33 protein-coding genes and 1 tRNA gene are annotated in these 26,797 nt (G+C 68.3%); 13 read left to right on the top strand and 21 right to left on the bottom strand.

What is annotated here, in order from left to right:
- Window positions 1–2: 2 nt before the first annotated feature.
- Complete coding sequence (locus ACFQ27_RS06885) at window positions 3–1,238, bottom strand: acyl-CoA dehydrogenase family protein (RefSeq protein ID WP_374344972.1); 1,236 nt, start codon at window positions 1,236–1,238, stop codon at window positions 3–5.
- A gap of 165 nt (window positions 1,239–1,403) precedes the next feature.
- On the opposite strand from ACFQ27_RS06885, the gene ACFQ27_RS06880 reads away from it, so the two are divergent.
- The gene (locus tag ACFQ27_RS06880) at window positions 1,404–1,814 is read left to right on the top strand and encodes a hypothetical protein (protein ID WP_374344973.1); all 411 of its coding nucleotides are present in this window, start codon (window positions 1,404–1,406) and stop codon (window positions 1,812–1,814) included.
- Between the two features lie 78 nt (window positions 1,815–1,892).
- On the opposite strand, the gene ACFQ27_RS06875 is transcribed toward ACFQ27_RS06880, so the two are convergent.
- Window positions 1,893–1,968 (bottom strand) — tRNA-Ile (locus ACFQ27_RS06875).
- Between the two features lie 154 nt (window positions 1,969–2,122).
- Between ACFQ27_RS06875 and ACFQ27_RS06870 the strand changes: the two genes are divergently transcribed.
- A complete protein-coding gene (locus ACFQ27_RS06870; protein ID WP_377353079.1) occupies window positions 2,123–2,860 on the top strand; it encodes an SIMPL domain-containing protein in 738 nt (245 codons plus the stop codon).
- A 182-nt stretch (window positions 2,861–3,042) separates the two neighbouring features.
- Here ACFQ27_RS06870 and ACFQ27_RS06865 read toward each other — a convergent pair whose 3' ends face one another.
- Complete coding sequence (locus ACFQ27_RS06865; protein WP_377353078.1) at window positions 3,043–3,507, bottom strand: hypothetical protein; 465 nt, start codon at window positions 3,505–3,507, stop codon at window positions 3,043–3,045.
- Window positions 3,507–3,863 carry an aspartate 1-decarboxylase gene (gene panD, locus ACFQ27_RS06860; RefSeq protein ID WP_374344979.1) on the bottom strand — a complete coding sequence of 119 codons (357 nt, stop codon included), beginning with the start codon at window positions 3,861–3,863 and terminating at the stop codon, window positions 3,507–3,509. The genes ACFQ27_RS06865 and panD overlap by 1 nt, the downstream gene beginning before the upstream one ends.
- A gap of 182 nt (window positions 3,864–4,045) precedes the next feature.
- Here panD and ACFQ27_RS06855 point away from each other — a divergent pair, with 182 nt between their 5' ends.
- Window positions 4,046–4,312, top strand: a complete 267-nt coding sequence (locus ACFQ27_RS06855; RefSeq protein ID WP_377353077.1) for a hypothetical protein — start codon at window positions 4,046–4,048, stop codon at window positions 4,310–4,312.
- Between the two features lie 29 nt (window positions 4,313–4,341).
- Here ACFQ27_RS06855 and ACFQ27_RS06850 read toward each other — a convergent pair whose 3' ends face one another.
- A complete protein-coding gene (locus ACFQ27_RS06850; protein ID WP_377353076.1) occupies window positions 4,342–4,470 on the bottom strand; it encodes a hypothetical protein in 129 nt (42 codons plus the stop codon).
- Between ACFQ27_RS06850 and ACFQ27_RS06845 the strand changes: the two genes are divergently transcribed.
- Window positions 4,457–4,651 (top strand): hypothetical protein, encoded by a 195-nt coding sequence (locus ACFQ27_RS06845; RefSeq protein WP_377353075.1) that lies wholly within the window; start codon window positions 4,457–4,459, stop codon window positions 4,649–4,651. The two genes, ACFQ27_RS06850 and ACFQ27_RS06845, sit on opposite strands and share 14 nt — an antisense overlap.
- Before the next feature lie 2 nt (window positions 4,652–4,653).
- A complete protein-coding gene (locus ACFQ27_RS06840) occupies window positions 4,654–5,544 on the top strand; it encodes a M23 family metallopeptidase (RefSeq protein ID WP_377353074.1) in 891 nt (296 codons plus the stop codon).
- 34 nt (window positions 5,545–5,578) lie between these two features.
- Here ACFQ27_RS06840 and ACFQ27_RS06835 read toward each other — a convergent pair whose 3' ends face one another.
- Window positions 5,579–6,397, bottom strand: a complete 819-nt coding sequence (locus ACFQ27_RS06835) for an alpha/beta hydrolase (protein ID WP_374344983.1) — start codon at window positions 6,395–6,397, stop codon at window positions 5,579–5,581.
- A gap of 16 nt (window positions 6,398–6,413) precedes the next feature.
- Complete coding sequence (locus tag ACFQ27_RS06830) at window positions 6,414–6,779, bottom strand: hypothetical protein (protein ID WP_374344984.1); 366 nt, start codon at window positions 6,777–6,779, stop codon at window positions 6,414–6,416.
- 95 nt (window positions 6,780–6,874) lie between these two features.
- On the opposite strand from ACFQ27_RS06830, the gene ACFQ27_RS06825 reads away from it, so the two are divergent.
- Window positions 6,875–8,134, top strand: coding sequence for a serine hydrolase domain-containing protein (locus ACFQ27_RS06825; RefSeq protein WP_374344985.1), 1,260 nt, complete (start codon window positions 6,875–6,877; stop codon window positions 8,132–8,134).
- Between the two features lie 4 nt (window positions 8,135–8,138).
- On the opposite strand, the gene ACFQ27_RS06820 is transcribed toward ACFQ27_RS06825, so the two are convergent.
- On the bottom strand, window positions 8,139–8,483 hold the full coding sequence (locus ACFQ27_RS06820; RefSeq protein ID WP_374344986.1) for a hypothetical protein: 345 nt from the start codon (window positions 8,481–8,483) through the stop codon (window positions 8,139–8,141).
- A 130-nt stretch (window positions 8,484–8,613) separates the two neighbouring features.
- Here ACFQ27_RS06820 and ACFQ27_RS06815 point away from each other — a divergent pair, with 130 nt between their 5' ends.
- The 3 genes from ACFQ27_RS06815 (at window position 8,614) to ACFQ27_RS06805 (ending at window position 9,829) form a co-directional block, all read left to right on the top strand.
- Window positions 8,614–8,835 (top strand): flagellar basal body rod C-terminal domain-containing protein, encoded by a 222-nt coding sequence (locus tag ACFQ27_RS06815; protein WP_374344987.1) that lies wholly within the window; start codon window positions 8,614–8,616, stop codon window positions 8,833–8,835.
- A 122-nt stretch (window positions 8,836–8,957) separates the two neighbouring features.
- Window positions 8,958–9,191, top strand: a complete 234-nt coding sequence (locus ACFQ27_RS06810) for a hypothetical protein (RefSeq protein WP_374344988.1) — start codon at window positions 8,958–8,960, stop codon at window positions 9,189–9,191.
- A 17-nt stretch (window positions 9,192–9,208) separates the two neighbouring features.
- A complete protein-coding gene (locus ACFQ27_RS06805) occupies window positions 9,209–9,829 on the top strand; it encodes a TIGR02466 family protein (RefSeq protein WP_374344989.1) in 621 nt (206 codons plus the stop codon).
- Window positions 9,830–9,946: 117 nt separating this feature from the next.
- On the opposite strand, the gene ACFQ27_RS06800 is transcribed toward ACFQ27_RS06805, so the two are convergent.
- From ACFQ27_RS06800 to ACFQ27_RS06765, 8 genes are all read right to left on the bottom strand, one after another.
- Window positions 9,947–10,114, bottom strand: coding sequence for a type II toxin-antitoxin system RelE/ParE family toxin (locus ACFQ27_RS06800; RefSeq protein WP_377353073.1), 168 nt, complete (start codon window positions 10,112–10,114; stop codon window positions 9,947–9,949).
- A complete protein-coding gene (locus ACFQ27_RS06795; RefSeq protein WP_377353072.1) occupies window positions 10,111–10,362 on the bottom strand; it encodes a hypothetical protein in 252 nt (83 codons plus the stop codon). The genes ACFQ27_RS06800 and ACFQ27_RS06795 overlap by 4 nt, the downstream gene beginning before the upstream one ends.
- 40 nt (window positions 10,363–10,402) lie before the next feature.
- Complete coding sequence (gene rpoD / locus ACFQ27_RS06790; RefSeq protein WP_377353071.1) at window positions 10,403–12,340, bottom strand: RNA polymerase sigma factor RpoD; 1,938 nt, start codon at window positions 12,338–12,340, stop codon at window positions 10,403–10,405.
- A 106-nt stretch (window positions 12,341–12,446) separates the two neighbouring features.
- Complete coding sequence (gene dnaG, locus ACFQ27_RS06785) at window positions 12,447–14,324, bottom strand: DNA primase (RefSeq protein ID WP_374344993.1); 1,878 nt, start codon at window positions 14,322–14,324, stop codon at window positions 12,447–12,449.
- An 84-nt stretch (window positions 14,325–14,408) separates the two neighbouring features.
- On the bottom strand, window positions 14,409–15,335 hold the full coding sequence (gene sigJ, locus ACFQ27_RS06780; RefSeq protein WP_377353070.1) for an RNA polymerase sigma factor SigJ: 927 nt from the start codon (window positions 15,333–15,335) through the stop codon (window positions 14,409–14,411).
- 9 nt (window positions 15,336–15,344) lie between these two features.
- Complete coding sequence (locus ACFQ27_RS06775; RefSeq protein ID WP_377353069.1) at window positions 15,345–15,890, bottom strand: hypothetical protein; 546 nt, start codon at window positions 15,888–15,890, stop codon at window positions 15,345–15,347.
- A gap of 1 nt (window position 15,891) precedes the next feature.
- Window positions 15,892–16,284 carry a hypothetical protein gene (locus ACFQ27_RS06770; RefSeq protein ID WP_377353068.1) on the bottom strand — a complete coding sequence of 131 codons (393 nt, stop codon included), beginning with the start codon at window positions 16,282–16,284 and terminating at the stop codon, window positions 15,892–15,894.
- A 191-nt stretch (window positions 16,285–16,475) separates the two neighbouring features.
- Window positions 16,476–17,171: an HAD family hydrolase gene (locus ACFQ27_RS06765; RefSeq protein WP_374344997.1), complete on the bottom strand. Its 696-nt coding sequence runs from the start codon at window positions 17,169–17,171 to the stop codon at window positions 16,476–16,478.
- A gap of 191 nt (window positions 17,172–17,362) precedes the next feature.
- On the opposite strand from ACFQ27_RS06765, the gene ACFQ27_RS06760 reads away from it, so the two are divergent.
- The gene (locus tag ACFQ27_RS06760) at window positions 17,363–18,505 is read left to right on the top strand and encodes a response regulator (protein WP_374344998.1); all 1,143 of its coding nucleotides are present in this window, start codon (window positions 17,363–17,365) and stop codon (window positions 18,503–18,505) included.
- 140 nt (window positions 18,506–18,645) lie between these two features.
- On the opposite strand, the gene ACFQ27_RS06755 is transcribed toward ACFQ27_RS06760, so the two are convergent.
- Window positions 18,646–18,888 carry a DUF1272 domain-containing protein gene (locus ACFQ27_RS06755; protein ID WP_374344999.1) on the bottom strand — a complete coding sequence of 81 codons (243 nt, stop codon included), beginning with the start codon at window positions 18,886–18,888 and terminating at the stop codon, window positions 18,646–18,648.
- Between the two features lie 279 nt (window positions 18,889–19,167).
- Entirely contained in the window at window positions 19,168–19,611 is a 444-nt protein-coding gene (locus ACFQ27_RS06750; protein WP_377353067.1) for a DUF1330 domain-containing protein, read from the bottom strand.
- Window positions 19,612–19,782: 171 nt separating this feature from the next.
- Between ACFQ27_RS06750 and carA the strand changes: the two genes are divergently transcribed.
- The gene (carA, locus tag ACFQ27_RS06745; RefSeq protein ID WP_377353066.1) at window positions 19,783–20,952 is read left to right on the top strand and encodes a glutamine-hydrolyzing carbamoyl-phosphate synthase small subunit; all 1,170 of its coding nucleotides are present in this window, start codon (window positions 19,783–19,785) and stop codon (window positions 20,950–20,952) included.
- A gap of 146 nt (window positions 20,953–21,098) precedes the next feature.
- Here the strand turns inward: carA and ACFQ27_RS06740 are convergent, their stop codons facing one another.
- The 3 genes from ACFQ27_RS06740 to ACFQ27_RS06730 all read right to left on the bottom strand — a co-directional run bounded on the left by ACFQ27_RS06740 (window position 21,099) and on the right by ACFQ27_RS06730 (window position 22,830).
- Window positions 21,099–21,800: an anti-sigma factor gene (locus ACFQ27_RS06740; RefSeq protein ID WP_377353065.1), complete on the bottom strand. Its 702-nt coding sequence runs from the start codon at window positions 21,798–21,800 to the stop codon at window positions 21,099–21,101.
- On the bottom strand, window positions 21,797–22,312 hold the full coding sequence (locus tag ACFQ27_RS06735; RefSeq protein WP_377353110.1) for a sigma-70 family RNA polymerase sigma factor: 516 nt from the start codon (window positions 22,310–22,312) through the stop codon (window positions 21,797–21,799). The genes ACFQ27_RS06740 and ACFQ27_RS06735 overlap by 4 nt, the downstream gene beginning before the upstream one ends.
- Window positions 22,313–22,419: 107 nt before the next feature.
- Entirely contained in the window at window positions 22,420–22,830 is a 411-nt protein-coding gene (locus tag ACFQ27_RS06730) for a cupin domain-containing protein (protein WP_377353064.1), read from the bottom strand.
- Between the two features lie 242 nt (window positions 22,831–23,072).
- Between ACFQ27_RS06730 and ACFQ27_RS06725 the strand changes: the two genes are divergently transcribed.
- Both ACFQ27_RS06725 and carB read left to right on the top strand, forming a co-directional pair.
- Window positions 23,073–23,279 (top strand): cold-shock protein, encoded by a 207-nt coding sequence (locus tag ACFQ27_RS06725; RefSeq protein ID WP_374345005.1) that lies wholly within the window; start codon window positions 23,073–23,075, stop codon window positions 23,277–23,279.
- A 201-nt stretch (window positions 23,280–23,480) separates the two neighbouring features.
- Entirely contained in the window at window positions 23,481–26,768 is a 3,288-nt protein-coding gene (carB, locus tag ACFQ27_RS06720; protein ID WP_377353063.1) for a carbamoyl-phosphate synthase large subunit, read from the top strand.
- Window positions 26,769–26,797 lie beyond the last annotated feature (29 nt).

The raw sequence follows: 26,797 nt of genomic DNA, 5'->3' as shown, positions 1-26,797 counted from the left end.
CCTCAGAGCAGGTCGCCGCCGGCCGCCGAGGCCGTGGTGCCGTGTTCCTTGAAGGCCTTGATCACATTGCGGCCCACCGTCCAGCGGTGCACCTCGTCCGGCCCATCCACCAGCCGCTGCGAGCGGATGTGAGTGTACCAGCGCGCCAGGGGCGTATCGGTGGAATAGCCCAGCGCCCCGTGCAGCTGGATGGCGGTGTCCACCACCTTGTGCACCATGTGGGCCAGGAACACCTTGGCGATGGAGTTCTCCTGCCGAAGGTCCATGCCGCGCTCGGCCTTGTAGGCGATGTGCATCAGCATCAGCCGGGCCATGTAGAGTTCGCTGGCGCAGTCCGCCAGCATCCACTGCACCCCCTGGCGCTCGTCCAGCGGCTTGCCGAAGGTTGAGCGGCTGGTCACGTGGGCGGTGGCCAGGTCGAGCGCCCGCTGGGCCATAGCGACATTGTGCATCCCGTGACGCAGACGGCCGTAGGCCAGGCGGTGCTGGCCCATGGCGAAGCCGTTGCCCTCCCCGCCCAGCAGGTTCTCGGCCGGCACCACCAGGTCCTTGATCTCGACCTCGGAATGCCCGCCGCCCAGCACGTGGGAGAGCGGGCCTTCAGCGGCCATGGTCCCGATGTCGCGCACGATGCGATAGCCGGGGTTGGGCAGCTCGACGATGAAGGTCGAGAACTGGCGGTGGCGCGGGGCGTCCGGGTCGGTCTTGGCCATCACCACGGCGATATCGGCGACGCTGGCGGCCGAGGAGAACCACTTCTCGCCGTTCAGGATGTAGTTCTCGTTGCCGTCCTTGACCGCGCGGGTCTGCATGCCGGTGGCGTCGGCGCCGGCCGCCTTCTCGGTCATCGAGTAGCAGATGCGCTTCTCGCCGTTCAGCAGCGGCTTCAGGTACTTCTCCTTCTGGAACGGCGTGCCGTGCTCCAGCAGGGTCAGCATGGTGGCGTCATCAGGTCCTTGGGTGTTCATCGACAGGGCGCCCAGATAGCTCTCGCCCAACTCCATCTGCACCAGGGCGTTGGCCAGCGGGCCCAGGCCCATGCCGCCGTATTCCTTGGGGATGAAGGGGCACCACAGGCCCCGCGCCCGCGCCTTGGTGCGCAGCTCGCCCAGCACGGTCTTGTAGTCCTCGCCGGCGACCAGGCGCTTCTCGGCCGGGATGCACTCGTCCTGCACCCAGGCGCGCACCGTCTCGCGGATGGCCTTGGCCTCCGCCGGAATGTCGAAGTCGATGGCCATGGTCGTTTCCTCGTCTTGTCGCTTTTGAATTGGCGGCCAGCTTCGCCGGCTGTCCGTGCGGAAGGCAAGCCGCCCCGCGCGCCCCAATCCGGGTCACCCCGTAGCCAGGTGTCAACCAAGCCCTAACCGCGTTCGGCGAAATTCCCGCGCTGTGGAAAGGAGGGCGTGGCGGTGCATTTCCTGCTCAATGACACCGTATTGGACCTGGAACTGTCGAACCTCGTGTCGTTCGACGTCGTGGCCCATTTGCGCACGATCCCGACCCTCAAGCTGGTCCGGATGATCACGGACGAGTTCGCCCGCACCCCGAACCTGGCGAGCGCCCAGCCGCACATGGCGCGCAAGGCCGCCGCCATGCTCGTCATCAAGCAGCCCGAGATCAACGCCGCCCTCTTCGCGCCCGGCCCCGACAACAAGGGCGGCGTCAGCTTCGGCTCCCGCTTCGCCTCAATCGACCCCGGCCTGCTGCTGGAGCTCAAGGGCTACCAGGACCAGGGCCGCCTGACCCCAGGCCTCGTCAACGCCTACGTCTGGACCCCCGCCCACGAAATCGCCGCAGCGGCGGCGGCGGAATAGCGACGCAGCCTTCGCTAGCTTCGCATCCTACTCAGTGGGCTGGCTTGCCGAGCCGTAGCTTGCGAAGCAAGCGAAGGCTGGTGGGCCCGGCAGGACTCGAACCTGCAACCAGACCGTTATGAGCGGTCGGCTCTAACCATTGAGCTACAGGCCCCTGCAGCGCTGCGGAGCGCTCGGTTACCACGGGCTGCACGGGCCTTAAAGCCTGCGTTCATGTTGGATTTGCGAGGAGGGGAACCTGCGCTGTCGCTCGCGCTTTGAGAGCGGCGCAGCTAGGTTCGAGTTCACAGCCCTTCAGGGAGACTTCAATGACCACCCTCGCCCGCGCCGGCGCCTTCGGCCTCCTGATCGCCGCCTCGGCGGCCGCCCCCGCCGCCCTGGCCCAGGCGGCCGCGCCCGCCGCGCCGCCCGGGGTTCAGGCCACCACCCTGAACCTGTCGGCCTATGGCGAGACCCGCGTCACGCCGGACATGGCGACCATCAATCTGGGCGTGAACACCGAGGCTGCGACCGCGGCCGGCGCCATGCAGGCCAACGCCGCCCAGATGACCAAGGTCATCGCCGCCCTGAAGCGGGCCGGGATCGCCGACAAGGACGTCCAGACCTCGAACCTGAACCTGTCGGCCCAGTACGACTACGTCCAGAACGAGCCGCCCAAGCTGCGCGGCTATCAGGCGTCCAACCAGGTGACCATCGTGGTCCGCGACCTGGCCAAGCTCGGCCAGGCGGTGGACGCCACGGTCAACGCCGGCGCCAACCAGGTCAACGGCATCAATTTCGGCCTGTCCGATCCGTCCGCGGCCGAGAACGCCGCCCGGCTGCAAGCGGTCAAGGCGCTCGCCGCCAAGGCCAACCTCTATGCGGCGGCCACCGGCTACAAGGTCCAGCGCCTGGTCACCCTGTCGGAAGGCGGCGGCTACACCCCGCCCTCGCCCGTGCCGATGCTGGCCATGGCCCGCTTCGACAAGGCCGAGTCCACCCCTGTCGCCGCCGGCGAAATCGCCGTCCGCGTCGACATCAGCGCGGTGTACGAACTGGGCCGGTAAACCCCCAAAGCCGTCATGGCCGGGCTTGTCCCGGCCATCCATGAACTCCGTATCGGCAGGATCAGGCGCGTATGGGTGGCCGGCACAAGGCCGGCCATGACGACAAAGAGGGAGAAGCCCTCGTTCGTGTGGTTCGTGTGGTTCGTGGACGCCAATCCAGGAGGACGTGACGTCGGCGGCCGCTAAAGCCCCGCCTTCTCGAACGCCGCCTTTAGCTTGTCGGCGATGACCACGCCCGGCGGCACGTTCGGGCCTTCCATGGCCGCGGCGTAGGCCAGGTCCGGATCCGGCGTCGGGCCGGCCGACCACGCCACGCCGCGCGAGCCGTCTTCCAGGCTGGCGCAGCTCTCACGGGTCGCCTCGGCCTTGCCGATGGTCTGGTTCAGGAAGTCCCGCGCCGTACGCTTGCCCCCGGCGCAGTCCGGCCAGGGATGGGTGCAGGTCAGGTAGTTGCCGAACTCGTAGACCACGGTCTTGCCGCTGCGCGAGGCCAGCACCACGCAGGTGTTGGGATCGCCGATAGCCGCGCCGACCGCATCGTCCAGCTGGTCCTTGTTGATCGCCTTGCCGGCCTGGGGCGCGCAGGCGGCCAAGCTCAGCGGAACAAGCCCCAGGGTGACAAGGACGAGAGCCGCCGCGGGGCGCATCACGCGGCCTTCTTGATCTGATTGCCGTCGTCCAGCAGCACGACGGTGGGCGAATAGTTCCGCGCCTCTTCCTCCGGCAGCATGCCGTAGGTGACGATGATCACCTTGTCGTTGGTCTGGACCAGGCGGGCGGCGGCGCCGTTCACGCCGATGACCTTGGAGCCGCGCGGCGCCTCGATGGCGTAGGTGGTGAACCGGGCGCCGGTGGTGATGTTCAGCACGTCCACCTGCTCGTGCGGCAGGATGCCCGAGGCGTCCAGCAGATCACGGTCGATGGCGATGGAGCCTTCATAGTCCATGTCGGCCTGGGTCACCGTCGCGCGGTGCAGCTTGGCCTTCATCAGGGTCACGAGCATGGGGAGGTCTCTCTGATGCGGGGAGCGCGGATATAGCCCCGATACGGGGACCGTTCAATTGCGCGCCGCCCACGACGCCACGTCACCGGAGGCGAATTCCGGCCGCCCGGCCGCAACCTTTGGTTAACAAGCCCTGAAAAAGCAGCCATGCTCAATCTGGGGATCAAGCCGGGGGGCTGACGATGGAACCACGAAACCTGCCGCGTCTGGGATTGCTGGTGGCGCTGGCGCTCGCGGCCGCGCCGGCGGCCTCCCAGGTCCGGCCCTCCACGCCTCTGACCCGCGCCACGGCCGCCCCGCGGGGCGGCGTCGACTGGGCCGCCGCCGTTGGGGGCCTGCGCCAGAGCCAGGGCCAAGGGCCTCAGGCCGCCGCGGGGCTGGGCCTTGATCAGGCCACTGTCGACCGCACCCGCCTGCCGATCCTGCTGCCGGTTGCGCCGGGCTTCTAAACGGCCCGGATCTATTCCTTCGGCGACTACTACGCGATCAGCGCCGACATCGCCGGCGCCGGCTGGGCGCTCACCGGGACCACCGCCAAGGTCAGCCTGCCGGTCACCGCGCCCTTGCGCACCCAGGTCGGCCCGGAGGACCTAGTGATCCAGCGCACCATCGACGGCCAGCTGGCCAGCTTTGTCCGCTACGGGGTGCTCTACACGGTGGAGCTTCGCTGCGACGAACCCACCGACGCCCGCTGCCGCGATGACGCCCTGGTCCGCCAGCTGGTGGCTCGCTCCACCAGCGTGGTGATGGGCAAGGCCGCCCGCCAGGCCGCCGGTCTGGGAGGCTGACCATGCGCAAGACCGTCCTTCTGGCCTCGCTCGCCCTGCTGGCCCTGACCGCCTGCGAAAAAAAGCAGCCGCCCGCGCCGGCCCAGCCGGGGCAGCCCGCGACGCCGGCTCACCCCACGCCGGCCGCCGATCCCGGCGAGCCGGTCGGCGACGGCGGCGCGGAACAGCCCTCGGACGAGGCCCTGCCCGCCGGCCCCGCTAGCCCGGCCAATCCCGGCGAGGCCCCTCCGGTGGTCGCCAGCTTCCAGCATGGCGAGGCCGGCGACCTGATCCCGGGCTCAGGCTCCGGCTATCTCGACCGCACGGTCTGGTCGCCCAATCTCTGCTTCCCCATGGCCGACGGCGGCTTCGCCAATTCCCAGGTCTATGGGGCGGGCGGCGGCAAGGGGCCGAAGGACAAGCCCAGCCAGTGCGACGCCTCCAACTATTCCCTGCCCTGGCGCGACAACTTCTGTGAGGCCCGCGGCTATGCCAGTCCGGTCTGCGCCTCGGGCACAGGCCACCAGGGCCAGGACATCCGCCCGGCCAGCTGCAAGAAGAACGCCCATTGGGTGCTGGCCGCCGAGGATGGCGTCATCACCGACATCGGGACCTACACCGTCACCCTGGTCGCCGCGGCCCCGCCGCACCGGGTCTATCGCTACCTGCACATGACCATGAAGGAGTTGGCGGTCCACGAGGGCTCCGAGGTCAAGGCCGGCGACCACCTGGGCAAGACCTCCAACGACTTCGGCAAGACGCCCACCACCATCCACACCCACTTCGAGATGCGGGCCGGCGTCGCCGGGACCACCACCGACGGCAAGCCCGTGGTGATCCACACCTTCCTGCCCCCCTACCTCAGCCTGGTCGCCGCCTATCAGCGGCAGCTGGACGGGACGCCGTGTTCGTAACCTAAAGCCCCCCCTGCGGGGAGGGGAGCTCCCCTTAAACCCACCGCCTCAGAAACCCACTCATATCCTCCAGCACCGTCCCCCGCCGACGGAACGGCTTGGACAGGGCCAGCACCATCCCGGCGTGGTCCAGGCCCGGATAGATCCGGTCCTCCACCGTCGCCCCGTGCTTGCGATAGGCCTCGGCCAGGGTGCGCAGGTTGCGGCGGCCGACCAGCTTGTCGCTGTCGCCGTGGCCCAGGAAGACCGGCGGCGCGGCCGGGGTCACATGTGGCCAGGGCTGGGTCAGGTGCGGGTCGTCCGCATGGCCGAAGGTGCGGATGATGGTGTCGTTCTTGAACGGCACGAACTCATAGGGACCGGACAGGCCGGCGATGGCCTTGATCCGCGACCGCTCCACCTGGGCAGCGTCCAGCCAGCGCGGCTCCAGGCCCAGCATGGTGGCGATGTAGGCGCCGGCCGAATGCCCGGCGAGCACGATGCGCTGCGGATCCCCACCGTGCGCCGGCGCATGCTCCACAGCCCAGCGCACCGCCGCCGCCCCGTCCTCCAGGAAGGCCGGATAGACGGCTTCCGGATAGATCCTGTAGTCCGGCAGGAGGGTGAGGAAGCCCTTGGCGGCAAGCGCCCGCGCCGCCCAGCCATAGTCCTGGCGCCGCCCGGTCTCCCAGGACCCGCCATAGAAGAACACCGCCACCGGCGCCGGAACCTCCGCCTTCGGAGGCGCATAGACATCGAGCCTTTGCCGCGGACCCGGGCCGAAGGGCGCTGCGGTCAGCACGCGCCGCGACGGGTCCTTGGGCGTCAGGGCCGAGAACAGGCCAAGCGGCGACAGCGCATCCTTCAGAGCCATTCGGTCAAAGCCTCTCTCACGTCTCTGGCGGATTCTCGTCTTCATCGGCCGCATGCATCCGGTGCAGGATCCGATGCAGCACCGGCGACAGGATCAGCCCCGCCGCAGCCACCAGGAACAGCCCCGAATAAAGCGCATAGGCCCCGGCGAACAGCTTGGCCTGATCGTTCTGCAACGGGTTCAGCGGCCCCATCCCCGACAGGATCATGGACGCATCCGCAAAGGCGTCGATCCACGGCTCCCCTTCCAGGGTGTGATAGCCCCACATCCCCACCGCCAGGGAGGCCGCCACCAACATCAGCACGACCAGCAGATTGGTCAGCACCCGCCCGATGAACACGCTGGTCGGCGCCAGCCTCTGTCGCGCCCGCTCGTACGCCATCGCCTTCCCCCCGCTTGACGGCGCCCATCGGCCCCGCCCATTGGTTATCCGAATAGACGGTATGATGAGCCGCATCAGGGAAGGACGCCAGGACCATGGACGGAAGCCAGATCTCCAAGTCGCAACCGGGCCTTTCGGCCGAGGTTTTGGCCGGTATCCCCAAGCATCTGCAGACCGTGGTCGATGCGGGCGACCTTTCGGGGTTCGTGACCCTGACCTGGCGCAAGGGTGAGATCGTCCAGTTGAACACGCTGGGCTGGCGCGACGTGGCGGCCAAGGCGCCGATGACCCGGGACACCATGTTCCGCATCGCCTCCATGACCAAGCCGGTCACCTCCGTCGCCGCCCTGATGCTGATGGAGGAAGGCAAGCTCAAGCTCGACGACCCCATCACCAAGTGGGCGCCTGAGTTCTCCAACATGAAGGTGCTGAAGGACCCCACCGGCCCGCTGGACCAGGTCTATGACGCCCCGCGCGACATCACCATCGAGGACCTGATGACCCACCGCTCGGGTCTGGCCTATGGCTTCACCTCGATCGGTCCCATCGCCCACGCCTACGAGCACGCCCTGGGCTCGCCGCTGAGCAACCCGCATGGGCCGGACCAGTGGATGGAGAAGCTGGCGGGCCTTCCCCTGTCCTTCGCGCCCGGCGAACGCTTCCACTACAGCCACGCCACCGACGTCCTGGGCTTCCTGGTCGGCCGCATCGCCGGCATGCCGTTCCGTGACTTTCTGATGCAGCGCATCCTGGGGCCGCTCGGCATGGTCGACACCGACTTCTGGTGCCCGCCCGAAAAGCGCGACCGCATGGCCCACCTCTATCGCCTGGATGAGGCCAATGACCGGCTGGACGACGTCTCCTTCCCGCATGAGGACCACGCTCCGCATTTCTGCGGCGGCGGCGGCGGCCTGATCTCCACGGCCGATGACTATCTGAAGTTCGCGCGCCTGATGCTGAACAAGGGCGAACTCGACGGCGTGCGGCTGATCAGCCCCGAGACGCATGCCCTGATGACCGCCAACCGCCTGACGCCCCAGCAGCGCGAAATCCCGTTCATGGGCATCCCGTTCTGGATGGGCCAGGGCTTCGGCCTCGGCGTCTCGATGATCACTGACCCGGAGAAGCAGGCCTGGATGGGCGCGGGCTCTGAAGGCTCCTTCGGCTGGCCGGGCGCCTTTGGCACCTGGTGGCAGGCCGATCCAGAAGAAGACATGGTGATGATCTACCTGATCCAGAACTCCATGCCGCTCGGCCCCGAGGCCGCGAGCCAGCTGGCTACCGGCCAACGCCTGGGCGGCCGCGCCGCCCTGCCCGCCTTCCAGAAGCTGACCTACGCCGCGCTCGGCAAGTAGGCGCTTACCGCTGAGAGAGGTCGACGCACATGCGTCGACCCTCGAAGCTGTCGCCCACAAGGGTCCCGTCCTTGCCCGCGACCTTGCGCGCCCGCGACAGGGCCAGGTTCTCCACCGGCGGCCGCTCGCCCGGCGCGCAAACCGAGGCGTCTGTGCGCGCGCCTTCCGGGCACTGGCAGATGGTGTCGCGCCGATCCAGGCGGCTGCCCTGCACGTGGCAGACCACGGGCAACAGGCTGCCGTTCACGTCCAGGCAGACGCTGGTGGTGGCGGGAACGACCGGGCTCTCGGCCAGCGCGGGGCCGGCGGCGAGCGCGGTGACGAAAGCGATCAAACTGAAGCGAACCATGGGGGACCTCCGGATCTTCGACCGAGCATAACCCAGGATGGCTGCGGCCGCGCGCCGCGGATATTCACCACATTTACTGGCTTGGCCTTTACCGCGATCGATCAAGCTCTTCCGCGAGGAAGGATCGCCCATGAACCCCATCGCCACCGCCCAGTACGGCATGCTCGCCGCCACTCGCCGCTTTGAGGCCTCCGCTCAACGCACAGCCCAGGCCGGCTCGCCCAACGCCAGCATCGACATGGTCAGCGAGACGGTGGAGCAGATCCAGGCCAAGTCCGCCTACAGCGCCAACATCAGCGTCATCCGCACGGCTGACCAGATGACCCGCGACGCCCTCAACATGATCGTCTAAGCAACGCGCCCGATCCGGGTAGGTTTCAGGCCTCGGATACTCAAGGCAAACGCAACTTTACCACTTCCAAACGCGATCGTTTAACCGAGCTTGGCTATTCGGTTTCGCGAGGAGGTTAGACCATGAAGACCACCCCGCTTGTCCAGCTTGGCATGCTGTCTCAGGCCCTGCCGCCCCTGCCGCCCGCCGAGGGGCAGGCGCAACCTCGCGACGCCGCCACCCTGCACCACGATTTCGAGACCCAGAAGCAGGAGAAGCTCCAGACGCTGGCGACCCTGGAGAACCAGCGCGTCGCCGCCAGCCTGATGAGCGAACTGCTCCGGTTTCAGGCTACGGGCTTGCCGTCCAACGGCTGAGGCTCTAGCCGAACGGCATGACCGTCCGCGCCCTCTTCGTCACCCGGGTCTATGAGGCCTCCCTCGCCGCCGAGCGCGGCTTTGCCGAGCTCAACAGCGAGCTGGAGGAGGCCTGCCTGTCCTTGGCGCAGGAGGACATGGCCGGCCGCGCCTGGTGCCGCGAGCACCGCTACGGCGGCTACACCTCCTATGCCTCCCTGGACGACCTGCCCCAGCGGATGAGCGTGTTCGATGTCTTGAAGCGCAAGCTCGACAAGCACGCCGCCCAGTTCGCCCGCGATCTTTCCTTCGACCTCGGTGGCGCGCGGCTGAAGATGAACAGCCTGTGGGTCAACGTGCTGAAGCCGGGCGCCGCCCACACCAGCCACATCCACCCGCACAGCGTCCTGTCCGGCACCATCTATGTCCGCACCCCGCCCGGCGCGAGCGCCCTGAAGCTGGAGGACCCGCGCCTGGCGATGATGATGGCCGCCCCGCCGCGCACAGCCGACGCCCCCGAAGACAGCCGCAGCTTCGTCTACCTGCAGCCCGAGCCCGGCACGATCCTGATGTGGGAAAGCTGGCTGCGCCACGAGGTTGAGGCTAACGCCGCCAAGATCCCCCGCATCTCCATCAGCTTCAACTACGGCTGGGGGTGAGGCTCAGCGCTGCTCGCGGATGTGCTTGATGCTGGCGACGATCACGGCGTCAGGATCGACACGGTATCGGACGAGGTAGCCGTCCCGCCCAAAGCGGACGACAAGTTCCCTGTGCTCTCAAAAGACAGGTCGGCCGCGCTCGGGCCGGTCACTCAGGCTGGAAAGTCCTGCGAGTATGGTTTCGGCGGCACGCCAAGCCGCCCTTGGGCTCTTGGATTCAAGGAAGTCGACGAGCCGATCAAAGTCGCGTTGCGCAGCCGGAGAGAGCCGAACCTCACGGCTCATTTGCGGTTAGCGAGCCGCTCTTCAAGCTTGGTCCGGAAGTATGCGGCCCCCTCCTCAAGGGACATGTAGTCCCCGGTCCGATCATACTCGGCGAGCCGCGCAAAAGAGTCCGCCCATTCGCCGGCCAGCCCGCTGGAAATCAGTTCCGCAGCATAGCTCTCAACAGCCTGACCGGCCGCCTCCGCCGCCGCACGCAGGCGGCGCGCCGTGTCGTCGTCGAGTTTCAGGAACAGTTCGCCGTCGGCCATGTGGGAATGCTCCACCCGACGGCGAACCTCGTCAACGCTCTTAGCTGTCCAGGAACGAGCGCAGCTTCCGCGACCGGCTGGGGTGCTTCAGCTTGCGCAGGGCCTTGGCCTCGATCTGGCGGATCCGCTCGCGGGTCACGCTGAACTGCTGGCCGACCTCTTCCAGCGTGTGGTCGGTGTTCATGCCGATGCCGAAGCGCATCCGCAGCACGCGCTCTTCCCGCGGGGTCAGCGACGCCAGCACCCGGGTGGTGGTTTCGCGCAGGTTCGACTGGATGGCCGCATCGATCGGCAGGACGGCGTTCTTGTCCTCGATGAAGTCGCCGAGGTGCGAATCCTCTTCGTCCCCGATGGGGGTTTCGAGGGAGATCGGCTCCTTGGCGATCTTCAGGACCTTGCGGACCTTCTCCAGCGGCATGGCCAGCTTCTCGGCCAGTTCCTCCGGGGTCGGCTCGCGGCCGATCTCGTGCAGCATCTGGCGGGACGTGCGGACGATCTTGTTGATCGTCTCGATCATGTGCACCGGGATGCGGATGGTCCGGGCCTGGTCGGCGATCGAGCGGGTGATCGCCTGACGGATCCACCAGGTGGCGTAGGTCGAGAACTTATAGCCGCGGCGGTACTCGAACTTGTCGACCGCCTTCATCAGGCCGATGTTGCCTTCCTGAATAAGATCAAGGAATTGCAGGCCGCGGTTGGTGTACTTCTTGGCGATGGAGATCACCAGGCGCAGGTTGGCCTCGACCATCTCCTTCTTGGCCTGACGGGCCTCACGCTCGCCCTTCTGCACGGTCTGGACGATGCGGCGGTAGTCGTCGATCGGCACGCCGGTCTCGGTGGCCAGGGCGGCGATCTCGGAGCGGATGTCGCTGATCTGCTGGGCGTCGTTCTCGGCGAACTTGGTCCAGCGCACGCCCAGGGTCTTCACCTGGTCGGACCAGGTCGGGCTCATTTCCGAGCCGAAATAGGCCTTCAGGAACTCGCCGCGGCTGATGCCGTAGCTGTCGGCCAGGCGCAGCAGGCGGCCTTCCAGACCCATCAGGCGCTTGTTGATCGCATACAGCTGCTCAACCAGGGCCTCGATACGATTGTTGTTCAGCTTCAGGGTCTTGAGGTGCTGGACGATGGTCATCGTCGCCGTCTCATAGGCCTTGCGGTCGGCGTCCGAGAGGTCCTCGCCCTTCAGACGCTTGCCGACCAGCTTTTCCTGCAGGCCGCGGAAGCTGTCGAACTCGGCGGCGATGGCGTCCAGGGTCGCCATGACCCCTTCGCGCAGCTCGCCTTCCATGGCGCTGATGGTCGGGCCGGCGCCGTCGTCGAAATCGTCGTCGTCCTCGCCCTCGGCCTTGGCGACGGCCTCGCCGTCCTCGGTCTCCTCGGCGTCGACCTCCTCCTCGGCCGCGCTGGCCAGTTCGGCGGCGGCGGCGTTCTGGCCGCCATAGGTCTGCTCAAGGTCGATCACTTCGCGCAGCAGGATGCGGCCGGAACCCAGTTCCTCACGCCACACCATGATGGCTTCGAAGGTCAGGGCGCTCTCGCACAGCCCGCGGATCATCGTGTCGCGGCCGGCCTCGATGCGCTTGGCGATGGCGATTTCGCCCTCGCGCGACAACAGCTCCACCGAGCCCATCTCGCGCAGGTACATGCGCACCGGGTCGTCAGTGCGGTCGTAGGCCGGCTCCTTGGTCGTCTCGACCACCGCGGTTTCCTCGCGGACCGCGACCTCGCCGCCCTCGGCGTCTTCTTCCGCCTCGACGACGTTGACGCCCATCTCCGACAGCATGGCCAGAGTGTCTTCAATGGCCTCGGAGGTGACTTCCTCGCTGGGCAGCACCTTGTTCAGCTCGTCCATCGTGACGTAGCCGCGGGCCTTGGCCTGTTTGATGAACTTCTTTACCCCGGCGTCGGTAAGGTCGAGCAGCGGGCCGTCGCCCCCGGTGGTCTCGGTCGCTTCCGTGTCAGCGGTGGTCGTGCTCATCTAAGTCTCCGGTCCGGCGCCGCCCCACTCCCCGCGAGGGCCGCGCCGCCAATGGTGAAGTGCGGTCGCTTAAAGGCCGTTTACCTAAACGACCCCTTCAACCGCCTTAATCGTTCCAGTCCCTGATCGCGCGTTTCAGTGCGTCGCGTTCGCCTTTCAGGCGCTCGAGGGTCTCCATAGCTGATCGCCCGCCCAGGTTCCCCTTGGCGGCGGCTATAGCCTCGTCGAGCGCCGCCAGTCTGGAAAGACGGGCGAAGGCTTGCGACCACTGGGATCTAGCCGCGTCGAGGGAGACATCCGTTTTCAGGATGGGCGCGCTCGATGTCGCAGCGGCCCGGTCGATGTCTGTCAGCAGCGTACTATACCCGCAAGACGCCAGATGGCGTGTGAGGGTGGCCGAGTCAAGATGGTCATGGTCAAGACGCAGGCGAATGATTTCCCTCGCCAATTCGGATAGCGCCGTATCGCCGAAGCCGTTAGCGGTCAGCGCGTCCTCCAGGTGATCGTCCAGCACCACCGGATCATTGAGCGCATAACGCACCAGGGCCGCCGCCGTCAGATCGAGCCGATGAGCCAGCCTGCGGGCCGCCGCCTTGCCTTCCGCCGTGGGCGCGGCGGGAACCGGCGGCTGGCCCCAGGCCCCGCGCCTGCGCCCGCCGCCCGGCCCCTGCGGCGTCCATTCCCGGCGCGGTTCGCGCTCCGGGCGGGCGAAGATCGCGTCCAGTCGGGTCAGCAGGTCGTCGCGATAGGCCTGCTGCAGGTCCTTGTCGGCGATGGTCCCGGCCAATTGTCGCAGGCGCGCCTTCAGGCCCGCCCGGCGCTCCGGCGTGTCCAGCGGCTCCAGGTCTCGCTCGCGGACGAACAGGGCCTCCACGAAGGGCGTCGTCTGGGCCATCTGGGCCTTCAGGGCCGCCGCCCCCTGCTCGCGCAGCACCTCGTCTGGGTCCTTGCCGCCCTCGACGATGGCGAACCTGAAACTCTTGCCCGGTTTCAGCAGCGGCAGCGCCCGGTCGATGGCCCGACCCGCCGCCTGGCGGCCCGCCCGGTCGCCGTCAAAGCACAGGGTGGGCTCGGGATGGTGCCGCCAGAGCAGCTCCATCTGCTCCTCGGTCAGGGCCGTGCCCATGGGCGCCACCGCCGGGATGCCCGCCCTCTGGCAGGCGATCGCGTCCATATAGCCTTCGACCACCGCCAGCGGCAGGGTCTCGCCCGTCGGCGCCGCCGCCAGGATCTTGCGCGCCTCGGCCAGGCCATAGAGCTGGTGGCCCTTGTGGAAGACCACGGTTTCGGGGCCGTTCAGGTACTTGGCGCGGGCCTTGGGATCGAGCGCCCGCCCCCCGAATGAGATCACCCGCCCGCGCGCATCGGTGATCGGAAAGATGATCCGCTCGCGGAACCGGTCGTAAGGCGCGCCGCCCTCTTCCGGGGCGATCAGCATCCCCGTCTCCACCAGTTCGGCGGGCCGGGCGCCCTTGGCGACCAGGTAGTCTTTCAGAGTGGTGCGTCCAGGCGGGGCATAGCCCAGCCGGAACCGCGCCCACTCCTTCTCCGGCAGCCCCCGGCGCTCCAGATAGGCCCGAGCCTCCTGTCCCACGGGTCGGCGCAGCTCGGCCTCGAACCATTGCGCCGCCAGTTCCAGCCAGTCGGACAGGCCCTGGCGCTTCTTGTCCTGGGCGGCGCCCGCCGGATCCACCGCCGGCAGGGCCAGGCCCGCCTCGGCCGCCAGCTTCTCCACGGCCTCCGCAAAGGTCAGCCGCTCGGTCTCCTGCAGGAAGGTGATCAGGTCGCCGGTCTTGCCCGACGAGAAGTCGAAGAACTGGCCCTTGTCGTCGTTCACATAGAACGAGGGCGTCTTCTCCTTGTTGAACGGCGACAGCCCCACATATTCGCGCCCCTGCTTCCGCAGCTTCACCGTCTTTCCGATCACGTCGGAGGGGCGAAGGCGGGACTTGAGTTCGTCCAGGAAACGTTCGTCGAAGCGCACGGGGCCACTGTAGCCGCCCCCCTCCTCATCGTCATCCTCCGGTCCCCGCGCCAGCGGGGATCCGGGGGACCCAAGCGGCCTTGCCTATTTGCCCCCGGCAGTTTGGGTCCCCCGGACGGCTTCGCCGCCGGAGGATGACGAGGGGTGGGGATGCAGGTGCCCCAGCTTCTCCGGGTTCCGCACCATGTAGACCCCCGCGATCCGCCCCTGGCCGTCGGGCTGGAAGGCGACCGTCATCGGCCCGTCCTCGCGCTCCAGGATCACACCGGGATAGCCGTTGATCCGCACCGCGCGGAAGCTCACTGGCCACCCCGCGCCATTGCGCCAGGCGAGCCCGGTCAGCAGCGCGATCACATCCTCACGCCCGATCAGCGGCCTGAGCGCCGCGCTGCGCTTGCCGCCGCCGTCGGTGACCATCACCGCGTCTTCGGCCAGCACGGCCTTCAGGCCTTCGAGGTTTCCCTCCGCGGCCGCGGCCATGAAGGCCGCCGCCAGCCGTGCGGCCTCGGCCTCATCGACGGTGAAGCGCGGCCGGGCCTCCTGCACGTGCGCCCGCGCCCGGCTGGCCAGCTGGCGCACCGCCGCCTCGTTGCGGCCAAGGGTCTCAGCCACCTCGCCATAGTCGGCCTCGAAGACGTCGTGCAGCAGGAACACCGCCCGCTCCAGGGGCGACAGCCGCTCAAGAGCCAGCAGGAAGGCCACGGACACCTCCTGGGCCTTCTCCACCGGATCGTCGGCCAGCTCCTCGATCAGCGGCTCCGGCAGCCACGGCCCGCGATAGGCCTCCCGCCGGGCCTTGGCCGACTTCAGCCGGTCCAGGCACAGCCGGCTCGTCGTCCGCACCAGCCAGGCCAAGGGGTCCTCGACCTCGCCCTGGCTCCGCGCCCAACGCAGCCAGGCGTCCTGCACCGCGTCCTCGGCCTCGGCCACCGAGCCCAGCATCCGATAGGCCAGCCGGTTCAGCCGGGGCCGCGCCGTCTCGAAGGCTTCGATGTCGCCGCAAGGGACCATGGCGCGACCCTAGGCCGCCAGCCGGGGCGGAGCCACCGCCGTCCCGTCGACAACCACCCTCGAACAGGTCTTGCCGTGGCCCAGGGCGTATTTCAGCGTCGGGTACATCCGCGCCGTCGTCAGCGACAGGGCGATGGCCACCAGGCCCTTTTGCCCCCAGCGGCGGACGATTTCGTCCCGCAGGGGATCGGCCGCCTCCATGTCGCGGGCCAGGCTCGCCCGGGCGAACTGGTGGGCGAGCGCCGCCTCCGGCCCCATAGCGGCCAGGTCTCCGGCCAGGATCGCCCGCAGCACCTGCCCCGACACGCCGCTCGCCCGCGCCATGTCGGTGGAGATCTGGGTGCAGGGTCCGCAGTCCTCGGCCAGGGTCCCGACAATCCCGGCCGCCGCCAGGGCCGCCGGCGGCGCCGCCCTGCGGTCCGGCAGGCCGGTGACCAGGCTGAACCGCAGGAAGCTCGGGACCGACGCCGCCAACAGGTCGCGCATATAGCTGGCGTCATAGCTCCAGGCGCGCTCGAACCCGTCGATCTGGCGCTTCAGGATGGATCTCAGCATGTCAGGCCTCCTTCGGGCGGAAAACCACCGCGACCAGGATCGCGGCGATGGCGGGCAGGAAGACGCCCGGAAAGTCCCTCACGAGGTCGCGGACCGGATCGGCCGAACAGCTGGCGTCAAAGACGTGCACGCCGGCGTGCAGCCCCAGGAACAGGCCGCCCGCCACCAGGGCCGGCCAGCCCTGCCGGGGCCGCGCGGCGAACCAGGCCAGGCCCAGCACGGCGGCCAGGTAGGCCGCGCCGATGTCCTTCACAAAGTGCGGATTATAGGGCCCGGTCGCCGGCACGCCGGGTACGGCGTTGTACCACCAGAAGGGCTGCGCCATCTGCACGACAGCGTTGATCCCCAGGATCAGCGCCAGCCCCGCACAGACGATCCGCGACGTCCGCTCCATGTCCTCGTCCTCTCGTTTCGAGACAAGGACGAGGCGGAGACTTGGAGTGTGACACGGCCCTCAGCTGTCATCCCGGAAAGCGCGCAGCGCTTGTCCGGGACCCAGACGCGCGGGGACCTGCGGATAAATCGGTGTCTATGGGTCCCGCACTTCCGCGGCTACGCCGCTCCATGCGGGATGACACCCGAGCGTCAGGCGATGCTCGCCAACCACCCGGGAAACGCGCGGATGCTCTCCAGCTCCACGAACCGCGCATGCCCCACCGGTGCGTCAGCCATCTCGTGGGCCCAGGTCAGGGGATAGGGGACGTGGGCGGCCCAGGCGCCCGCCTCCAGGGCCGGCAGGATGTCGGACTTCATGGAGTTGCCGCACATGGCCGCCTGGCCCGCGCCGGTGCCGTGGCGGGCGAACACCCGCTCATAGGTGGAAGCATCCTTCTCCGAGACGATCTCCACCGCCGCGAACAGGTCGCCCAGGCCGGACGCCGCCAGCTTCTGTTCCTGGTGCAACAGGTCGCCCTTGGTGATCAGCACCAGGCGGTAGCGTTCGGACAGCTCCGCCAGGGCCTGGTCAACGCCCGGCAAGGGCTCCACCGGCTCGTTCAGCATCTCGCGCCCGGCGGCCAGGATCTCCCGCACCACCCTCGGCGGCGCCTCGCCGCCGGTCAGCTCCATGGCGGTCTCGATCATCGACAGGGTGAAGCCCTTCACCCCATAGCCGTAGAGCCGCAGATTGCGCCGCTCGACCTCAGCCAGCCGCGCCTCCAGCACCGCGCGCTCGGCCACGTCGGCCAAGAGGTCGCAGAACCGGTCATGGGTCAGCCGGAACAGGGTTTCATTGTGCCAGAGGGTGTCATCGGCATCGAGGCCGACCGTGGTGATGCTCATGGCCTGCTCATAGACCCGACCGCCGCCGGATTGAACCGCCCCGCCACATTTACAGGCGCCCTGTACCGCAAACGCCTGCCCTTGCGGCGCCCCTTAGCCCCCCGCACCTCTGCGTGGCGCCGTAGACAGGATCGCAACCATTTGCCCGCGAGGGTGTCCCCATATCGGGGAATTTCCTCTCGGGGCGTTACATGTGGCGTGGGGTTTTTAGCTGGCTGGGGGGCCTGAAGGCCGACCTGCGGCGCAGGCTCGCCGGTCAGATCCTGGCTGAGGCCGAGGCGGATCGCCGCGCCGCCCGCGACCTTCTGCAGGAAGCCATGGACCTGCTGCCGGAAGGCGTCGTCCTGCTGGACGCCCAGGGCCGCTACATCCTCTGGAACCGCCGCTACGCCGAGATCTACCACCGCTCCGCCGACCTGTTCGCCCAAGGCGCCAGCTTCGCCGACACCCTGCGGGCCGGCGTGGCCCGCGGCGACTATCCTGAGGCCGCCGGCCGCGAAGAGGCCTGGATCGCCGAGCGCCTGCACAAGCTGATGAACCCCACCGGAGAGCGGCACGAACAGCAGATCTCCGACGGCCACTGGCTGATGATCGAGGAGAAGCGCACCTCCGACGGCGGCGTCATCGGCCTGCGGGTCGACATCACCCAGATGAAGCGCCAGGCCGAAGCCCTGGAGGACGCCCTGCACCGGGTCGAGGCCGCCAGTCGCGCCAAGACCGAATTCCTGGCCGATATGAGCCACGGCCTGCGCACGCCGCTCAACGGCGTCATGGGCCTCACCCAGGCCTTGGCGGCCACCGATCTGTCAGAGGTCCAGCGGGGCCTGGTGGAGGACATCCTGCGCTCCGCAGGCGCCCTCGACGATCTGGTCGGCGGCCTGCTCGACTATGGCGACGCCGCCCGTGTGGCCGACGAACACCCGCCCGCCCCCTCGCATCATGTGGGGGCCGAGGCCCCGACCCTGCGGGTCCTGGCCGCCGACGACAATCCCACCAACCGCAAGGTGGTCGAGCTGATGCTGGGCGCGGCCGGCGCCGAGGTGGTCAGCGTCGAGAACGGGCAGGAAGCTGTGGCCGCCTGGCAGGATGGCGCCTTCGATGTGGTGCTCATGGACCTGCGCATGCCGGTGATGGACGGCCTGGACGCCATCCGCGCCATCCGCCGCTCAGAGACCTCCGGCCTCCCGCGCGCCCCGATCATCGTGGTCAGCGCCAACACCTCCCCCGATGACCTGGCCGCCTCCGCCACCGCCGGCGCCGATCGCCACATCGGCAAGCCCATCCGCGCCGACGAACTCTTCGACGCCATCACCGGCGTGATCGAGGCGGCCTGACACCAGAACCGCTCATCCCGGCGAATGCCGGGAACCAGATCATAGAGCGGCGAAGCTGCCAGTCGGTCGCGCGAGTCTTCTGCTGAGCCGCTTGCGCGCTTCACCTGGATCCCGGCATTCGCCGCGACGAGCGGTAGAACTCAGCCGCAGGCCGCGTGAGCCTTCACCACCCGCTCCGTCGAGGCTGGATACTTGGCCAATAACGCCGCTGGCCGGATCGGCCGCGCCACCAGGTTACCGCCGCAGTTCGGGCAAGCCCCGCCCAGCCGCCCCTCGGCGCAGTCCGCGCAGAAGGTGCATTCAAAGGTGCAGATCCGCGCCTCGCCGCTCTCGGGCGGCAGGTCCCGGTCACAGCATTCGCAATTCGGCCGAAGCGCCAGCATCACCCCACTCCCCTTCGCGTCATCCTCCGGGCCTCGCGAAGGCGAGGATCCGGGGGACCCAAGCCGACCCTGCAGCGCTGCGAAGCCGCTAAACCTCAACCACGAACCACACGAAAAACACGAACGGGCGCAGACCGTTCGTACCCATTTGTCATGGCGCGAGGCTCACCGCCCCACAGGCGCCGTTCGTGTTTTTCGTGTGGTTCGCGGTCAATCTTCTTCGCCGACTCTGCCCCATCCCGACGACAGGCAAGAGGCCAAAACCCCCACCAATCCCGCCTATTCGCCGAACCCCTCGCCCGGCTCGTCGATGGGCTCCATGCGCACCAGCCGCGAATCGGCGGTGCCGGCCGTGCGGTGCGCCACCAGGTCTCGGTACTCCGGGTCCCGCACCATCGCGATAAAGGCCTCGGCGTTCGGATACTCGGCGATGAAGGCCAGGTCCCAATCCTCGCTGCGCGGCCCGGTCACCGTCACCTGCGGCTTGCCCGCCCAGACCTGGCGTCCGCCCAGGCGCTGGAAGATGTGCGCCGTTGTCCGCCCATAGGCGCGATAGGCCTCCAGGCCGGTCTTGCCCCTGCCGTGGTCGGGATGGCCTTGCGGATACTCGGCCAGAGGCTTCAGTTTCACCAGGTTCAGCATCTGGATCCGCTCGCCCTTGGGCAGGGACTTGAAGATCTCCCAGGCCTCGCGATCCGGATCGATATAGGTGGGGTCGGCCATGGGCGTGCTCCGTCTGTTTCGGCCAAGCTAGCCCCTCGCAACCCGATGGTCAGCCGTCGCATTGACCAAGCCGGCGAAAGTCCCTAGGTACCCGGCCGTTTGCGCGGCGGGCGGGGTTCACCTCGGCCCGCCTTTTTGCGAAGAAGACCCTCGAAACCCGGAGACCCTGACATGACGAGCGAACTCCTGCCTGGCGTCACCGGGGTCCTGGTCCTGGCCGATGGGACCGTCCTGCAAGGCGTGGGCGTCGGCGCGACCGGCGACGCCATCGGCGAGGTCTGCTTCAACACCGCCATGACCGGCTACCAGGAGATCCTGACGGACCCCTCCTACATGGCCCAGATCGTCGCCTTCACCTTCCCCCACGTGGGCAATGTGGGCGTCAACGTCGAGGACCTGGAGCAGATGTCCGGCTCGGCCGAGACGGCGGCCCGCGGCGCGATCTTCCGCGACGTCCCCACCCCGCCGGCCAACTGGCGCTCCAGCGACACCCTGGACGCCTGGATGAAGCGCCGCGGCGTGGTCGGCCTGGCCGGCGTCGACACCCGCGCCCTGACCCGCGCGATCCGCGAGAACGGCATGCCGCACGGCGTCATCGCCCACGATCCCGAAGGCAAGTTCGACATCCCCGCCCTGGTCGCCAAGGCCAAGGCCTGGGCGGGCCTGGTCGGCCTCGACCTCGCCAAGGACGCCACCTGCCTGCAGCCCTTCACCTATGAGGAAGGCCTCTACGACTGGCCGGAAGGCTATGCGAAGCCCGGCCAGCCCAAGTACGACGTGGTGGTCATCGACTACGGCGTGAAGCGCAACATCCTGCGGGCGCTCACCTCGGTCGGCGCCCGCGTCACCGTCGTGCCCGCCAAGACCTCGGCCGAGGACATCCTGGCCCGCAAGCCGGACGGCGTGATGCTGTCCAACGGCCCGGGCGACCCGGCCGCCACCGGCGAATACGCCGTCCCGGAGATCCAGAAGCTGGTCGCCAGCGGCACGCCGGTGTTCGGCATCTGCCTGGGCCACCAGATGATGGCCCTGGCCCTGGGGGCCAAGACCGCCAAGATGGAACAGGGCCACCACGGGGCGAACCACCCGGTGAAGGACCTGACCACCGGCAAGGTGGAGATCGTCTCCATGAACCACGGCTTCACCGTCGACCGCGACAGCCTGCCCAAGGGCGTGGTGGAGACCCACGTCTCCCTGTTCGACGGCACCAACGCCGGCCTCGCCCTCGAAGGCCGCCCGGTGTTCAGCGTCCAGCACCACCCGGAAGCCTCCCCCGGCCCCACGGACTCCCTCTACCTCTTCGACCGCTTCGCCCAACTGATGGACGCCAAGAAGGCCTGAAGCCGCGCCATCGCGCGTCATCCTCCGGTCGTCGCAATGCGACGATCCGGGGGACCCAACCTGATTGTCGGAACCGGAACCGCCCCATGGGTCACCCGGCTCGCCCTACGGGCGCCCGGAGGATGACGAGGGTTTAGGACTATCCTCTAGATCTTCGCCAGCTTGCCCACCGCGGCCACCGGACCGGTCGGGCCCGCCTGCTTCGAGCCGCCCGGCTGTTCCACCGACACGGCGATGGACGCGCCTTCCTGGGCGAGGGTCGAGAGGTCCTTGGGCATCGGCATGGCCTTGGAGGTCCCCGGCGCGATCAGGCCCAGGGAGTGCGGCTGGCCGTCGGCCGGGATCAGCCAGACCTCGTGGACGTGCACCGGATCGGTCCCCGGCGTCACCAGGGAGGTGACCACCAGAGCCTGGCGCACGGGATCATAGGCCGCCACGAACAGGTGCTGGCCGCCTGAGGTGTCCAGGCGCGCGTTCAACAGGGCGCCCGGTTCCGGCGGCTGGACCACAACGGGCGGACGGTTGGCGAACACCGCCAGGCCCACGGCGCAGGCCACCGCCGCGGCGGTCGAGCCCATGGCCCAGCGGCGCCAGAACACCACGCTGTTGTCGTTGGCCGGCAGGGCCCGGTCGATCCTCGGCCATAAGGCGGCGGAGGGGGCGACGGGGGTGATGGCGACCAGCATGGGCGCGAGCTGCGCGGTCCAGGCCTCCACCATGGCGGCGAAGGCCGGCTCGCGGGCCATGCGGGTCTCCGCCTCGCGCCGATCGGCGGCGTTCAGCACGCCCAGCGCATGCTCGGCCGCGAAGGCCTCGTCCTCGGGCAGTTGATCCACCGGCTCGCTCATCGCTCCAGGCACTCCCGAAGCTTCAGCATCCCGCGGCGGATCCAGCTCTTCACGGTCCCCAGCGGCGTTCCCATCCGCTGGGCCAGGGCCTCATAGGTGACCCCCTCAAAGAAGGCGGTGCGGATCACCGTCTCTGTGCGCTTGTCCAGCTCGCCCAGGCACTTGCCCAGGGCCTCGCCCGACTGGGCGGCCTCGATCAGGGCGTCGGCGCCGACCGAGCCGTCTGAAATCTCCAGTTCCTCCACCGGCTCGGCATAGGCCAAGGGTCCGCGGGCCCGCAGCCGGTCGATGGCCCGGTTCCGCGCGATGGTGGAGATCCAGGTCATGACGCTGGCCCGGCTCGCCTCGAAGCGGTCGGCCCGACGCCAGATGGTGATGTAGACCTCCTGCAGCACGTCTTCGCTCTCGTCTCTGTTGGAGAGGATACGGAGGCACACGGCAAAAAGCTTCGACGACGTCGCATCATATAATTGTCGCAGGGCGCCGCGGTCCCCGCCGGCGATGCGCGGCATGAGCTCGGCGAGCGGATCGGTAGGGTTTGAGACGGCCACGGGATCCTGCGTCGGCGAACGGGAGCCCATAGCCTTGCCTGGGCCTTGGCGGCTCCGCAACCTGCCCTTTAGGGCGCCATGCGCACCAGGTTGGCCTCGCCCGGCGGGGTCTGGTCGATGACCAGCAGGACGGCCGGCTTGCCGTCCATCGCCTCGCCCTTGTGCCACTGGTCGCGGGACTCGATGGAGAATTCCCCGGCCTTCACCACCGACACGGTCCCGGTCACCAGGTTGGTCACCTTCACCGCCCCCTCCAGGATCAGGGCGTAGCGCGCGTAAGGGTGCTTGTGCGGCGGCAGCTGGCCGCCGGCCGGGATGGTGGTGCGGGTCACCGTCACCTGCAAAGGCCCCTGGGGCGCCAGGATCTCCTGTCCGCTCAGGGTCCGGGCGTAGGTTCCCACCGGCTCGGAGACTGGGGTCTGGGCGGCGGCGGCGCCCGCCGAGAGGCTTAGAACGGCGGCGAATGCGATAAATTTCATGAGACGAAGCCCCCTCCGACGCACGATTGCGCCCGGTGTCGCAACAGATCACCGGACAGGAGTCTTCGCCAGACTTGCCATCAACTGTCGATTGATCCACACTAGGAGGGTCAAACTCGTAGGTTCGGCTGTATTTCCTACGCTCCTTGAGCGTCCCGGACCTGCTCCCGAAGCCCCCGAAATTTGATCCTTGCCGGCCAAGCAGGTCGTCGAGGCATATCTATCCAAGGACGAACACCCCTATGTCTACCGGCACCGTGAAGTGGTTCAACGCCACCAAGGGCTTTGGCTTCATTCAGCCCGATGAGGGCGGCGCGGACGTTTTCGTGCACATCTCCGCCGTCGAACGCGCCGGTCTTCGGAGCCTCAGCGAAGGCCAGAAGATCACCTACGAGCTCGAGCGCGATAAGCGCAGCGGCAAGATGGCTGCGGGCAACCTGCAAGCCTAATCGCCGCCCCGAGGGCTTATGGCCCAAGGGATTGCGACATTCGCGGGCCGGCCTTCGGGTCGGCCCGTTTTTGTATCTGCGCACATGGCGGGCATCCGGCCTTGCGCCTGACCGACTCCGTCTCTAAACGGGCGCCTTAACCTGCAACCTGACCGGCCAGAGCGCGCTCGTCCGCGCACGGCCCTTGCGCGCGAATTGTTGATGCCCAAACGCACAGACATCTCCTCGATCCTGATCATCGGCGCCGGCCCCATCGTGATCGGCCAGGCCTGCGAGTTCGATTATTCGGGGGTCCAGGCCTGTAAGGCGCTGCGCGCCGAGGGCTATCGGATCATTCTGGTCAACTCGAACCCCGCCACGATCATGACCGATCCCAACGTGGCGGACGCGACCTATGTCGAGCCGATCACCCCGGAAATGGTCGAGAAGATCATCGCCAAGGAGCGCCCCGACGCCCTGCTGCCGACCATGGGTGGCCAGACGGCGCTGAACACCGCCCTGTCGCTCGAGCAGATGGGCGTGCTGGAAAAGTACGGCGTCGAGATGATCGGGGCCAAGGCCGAGGTCATCGACAAGGCCGAGGACCGCCAGAAGTTCCGCGACGCCATGGACAAGCTGGGCCTGGAAAGCCCCCGCTCAAAGGCCGCCCACTCGATGGACGAGGCCATGGAAGGCCTGGAGTTCGTGGGCCTGCCCGCGATTGTCCGCCCGTCCTTCACCCTGGCCGGCACCGGCGGCGGCATCGCCTATAATGTCGAAGAGTTCCGCGAGATCGTCGAACGCGGCCTCGACCTGTCCCCCACCACCGAAGTCCTCATCGAGGAGAGCGTGCTGGGCTGGAAGGAGTACGAGATGGAGGTCGTCCGCGACAAGGCGGACAACTGCATCATCGTCTGCTCCATCGAGAACATCGACCCGATGGGCGTGCACACCGGGGACTCGATCACCGTCGCCCCGGCGCTCACCCTGACCGACAAGGAATACCAGCGCATGCGCACGGCCTCGATCGCCGTGCTGCGCGAGATCGGCGTCGAGACCGGCGGCTCCAACGTCCAGTTCGCGGTGAACCCAGCCGACGGGCGCATGGTCGTCATCGAGATGAACCCGCGGGTGTCGCGTTCCTCGGCCCTGGCCTCGAAGGCAACCGGCTTCCCAATCGCCAAGGTCGCCGCCCGCCTGGCCGTGGGCTACACCCTCGATGAGCTGATGAACGACATCACGGGCGCCACGCCCGCCTCGTTCGAGCCCAGCATCGACTATGTGGTCACCAAGATCCCGCGCTTCGCCTTCGAGAAGTATCCGGGCTCCGAGCCCTACCTGACCACCTCCATGAAGTCGGTGGGCGAGGTCATGGCCATCGGCCGCACCTTCGCCGAAAGCCTGCAGAAGGCCCTGCGCGGCCTGGAGACCGGCCTTTCGGGCCTGGATGAAGTCGAGATCGAAGGCGCCGCCGACCCCGAGACCGGCCGCGCCGCCATCGTCCGCGCGCTCGGCACGCCCACCCCGGACCGTCTGCGGGTCATCGCCCAGGCCTTCCGCCATGGCCTGACCGTGGAAGAGATCAACGCCGCCTGTTCGTACGAGCCCTGGTTCCTGCGCCAGCTGGAGACCCTGGTCCGCGCCGAGGGCCATGTCCGCGCCGCCGGCCTGCCGACCACCTCGCAGGCCTTCCGGGCCCTGAAGGCGCAAGGCTTCTCCGACGCCCGCCTGGCCAAGCTGACCAACAAGACCGAGGGCCAGGTCCGCGAGGCCCGCCGGGCGCTCGGCGTCCGTCCGGTCTTCAAGCGCATCGACAGCTGCGCCGGCGAGTTCCGCGCCGCTACGCCCTACATGTACTCGACCTATGAGGCCGGCGCCCTTGGCCAGGTTCCTGAGTGCGAGAGCGAGCCGACCGACGCCAAGAAGGCCGTCATCCTCGGCGGCGGTCCCAACCGGATCGGCCAGGGGATCGAGTTCGACTATTGCTGCTGCCACGCCGCCTTCGCCCTGGCCGACATCGGGGTGGAGTCGATCATGGTCAACTGCAACCCGGAGACCGTGTCGACCGACTACGACACCTCCGACCGCCTCTATTTCGAGCCGCTGACGGCCGAGGACGTGCTGGAGCTGCTGGACGTCGAGAAGGCCAAGGGCCAGCTCCTGGGCGTGATCGTGCAGTTCGGCGGCCAGACCCCGCTGAAGCTCGCCCAGGCCCTGGAAGACGCCGGCATCCCGATCCTGGGCACCAGCCCGGACGCCATCGACCTGGCCGAGGACCGCGAGCGCTTCCAGCAGCTGCTGCACAAGCTTGAGATCGCCCAGCCGGTCAACGCCATCGCCCGCTCCCGCGACGAGGCCTTCGCCGGCGCCCATCAGGTCGGCTACCCCGTCGTCATCCGCCCCTCCTACGTGCTGGGCGGCCGGGCCATGGAGATCGTCCGCGATGATGAACAGCTGGACCGCTACATCCGCACCGCCGTGCAGGTGTCGGGCGACAGCCCGGTCCTGATCGACCAGTACCTGTCCCGCGCCACCGAGGTGGACGTCGACGCCCTCTGCGACGGGACCGACGTCTTCGTGGCCGGCGTCATGGAGCACATCGAGGAAGCCGGGGTGCACTCCGGCGACAGCGCCTGCTCCCTGCCCCCGTTCTCGCTGAAGCCGGAGACCATCGCCGAGCTGAAGCGCCAGACCGAGGCCATGGCCCGGGCCCTGAACGTCTGCGGCCTGATGAACGTCCAGTTCGCCATCGAGGAACCGCACTCGGACGCCCCGCGCATCTATGTGCTCGAGGTCAATCCCCGCGCCAGCCGCACCGTGCCCTTCGTCGCCAAGACCATCGGCGAGCCCCTGGCCGCCATCGCCGCCAAGGTGATGGCCGGCGAACCCCTGGCCAGCTTCGGCCTTTCGGAAACGCCCTACGACCACATCGCGGTCAAGGAAGCGGTCTTCCCGTTCGCCCGCTTCGCCGGTGTCGACACGGTGCTGGGTCCGGAAATGCGCTCCACCGGCGAGGTCATGGGCCTCGACTGGCGTCGCGAGGGCGAGAGCCTGGCCCCGGCCTTTGCGCGCGCCTTCGCCAAGGCCCAGCTGGGCGGCGGCGTGCGCCTGCCCCAGGAAGGCTGCGTCTTCGTCTCGGTGAAGGACGCCGACAAGCCCTGGATCCTGGAGCCGGTCCGCCTGCTGCTGGCCAAGGGCTTCCGCGTCCTGGCCACCGGCGGCACCGCCGCCTACCTGGCCGAACAGGGCCTGAAGGTCGAGCATGTGAAGAAGGTGCTGGAGGGTCGCCCCCACATCGTCGACGCCATGAAGAACGGCGAGGTCCAGCTGGTGTTCAACACCACCGAGGGCAAGCAGTCCCTGTCGGACAGCTTCGAAATCCGCCGCACGGCCCTGATGATGAAGACCCCCTACTTCACCACCGCCGCCGGGGCGCTGGCCGCGGCCCAAGCGATCACCGAGTCCGCCCAGGCGCCGCTGGAAGTCCGGCCCCTGCAGAGCTACGCGTAAGGATCATCCTTCTCCCCTTGCGGGAGAAG

The sequence above is a fragment of the Phenylobacterium conjunctum genome, from assembly GCF_042679085.1.
GTDB classification, from domain to species: Bacteria; Pseudomonadota; Alphaproteobacteria; order Caulobacterales; family Caulobacteraceae; genus Phenylobacterium; species Phenylobacterium conjunctum.
This window is presented reverse-complemented; position numbering and strand designations above follow the sequence as displayed.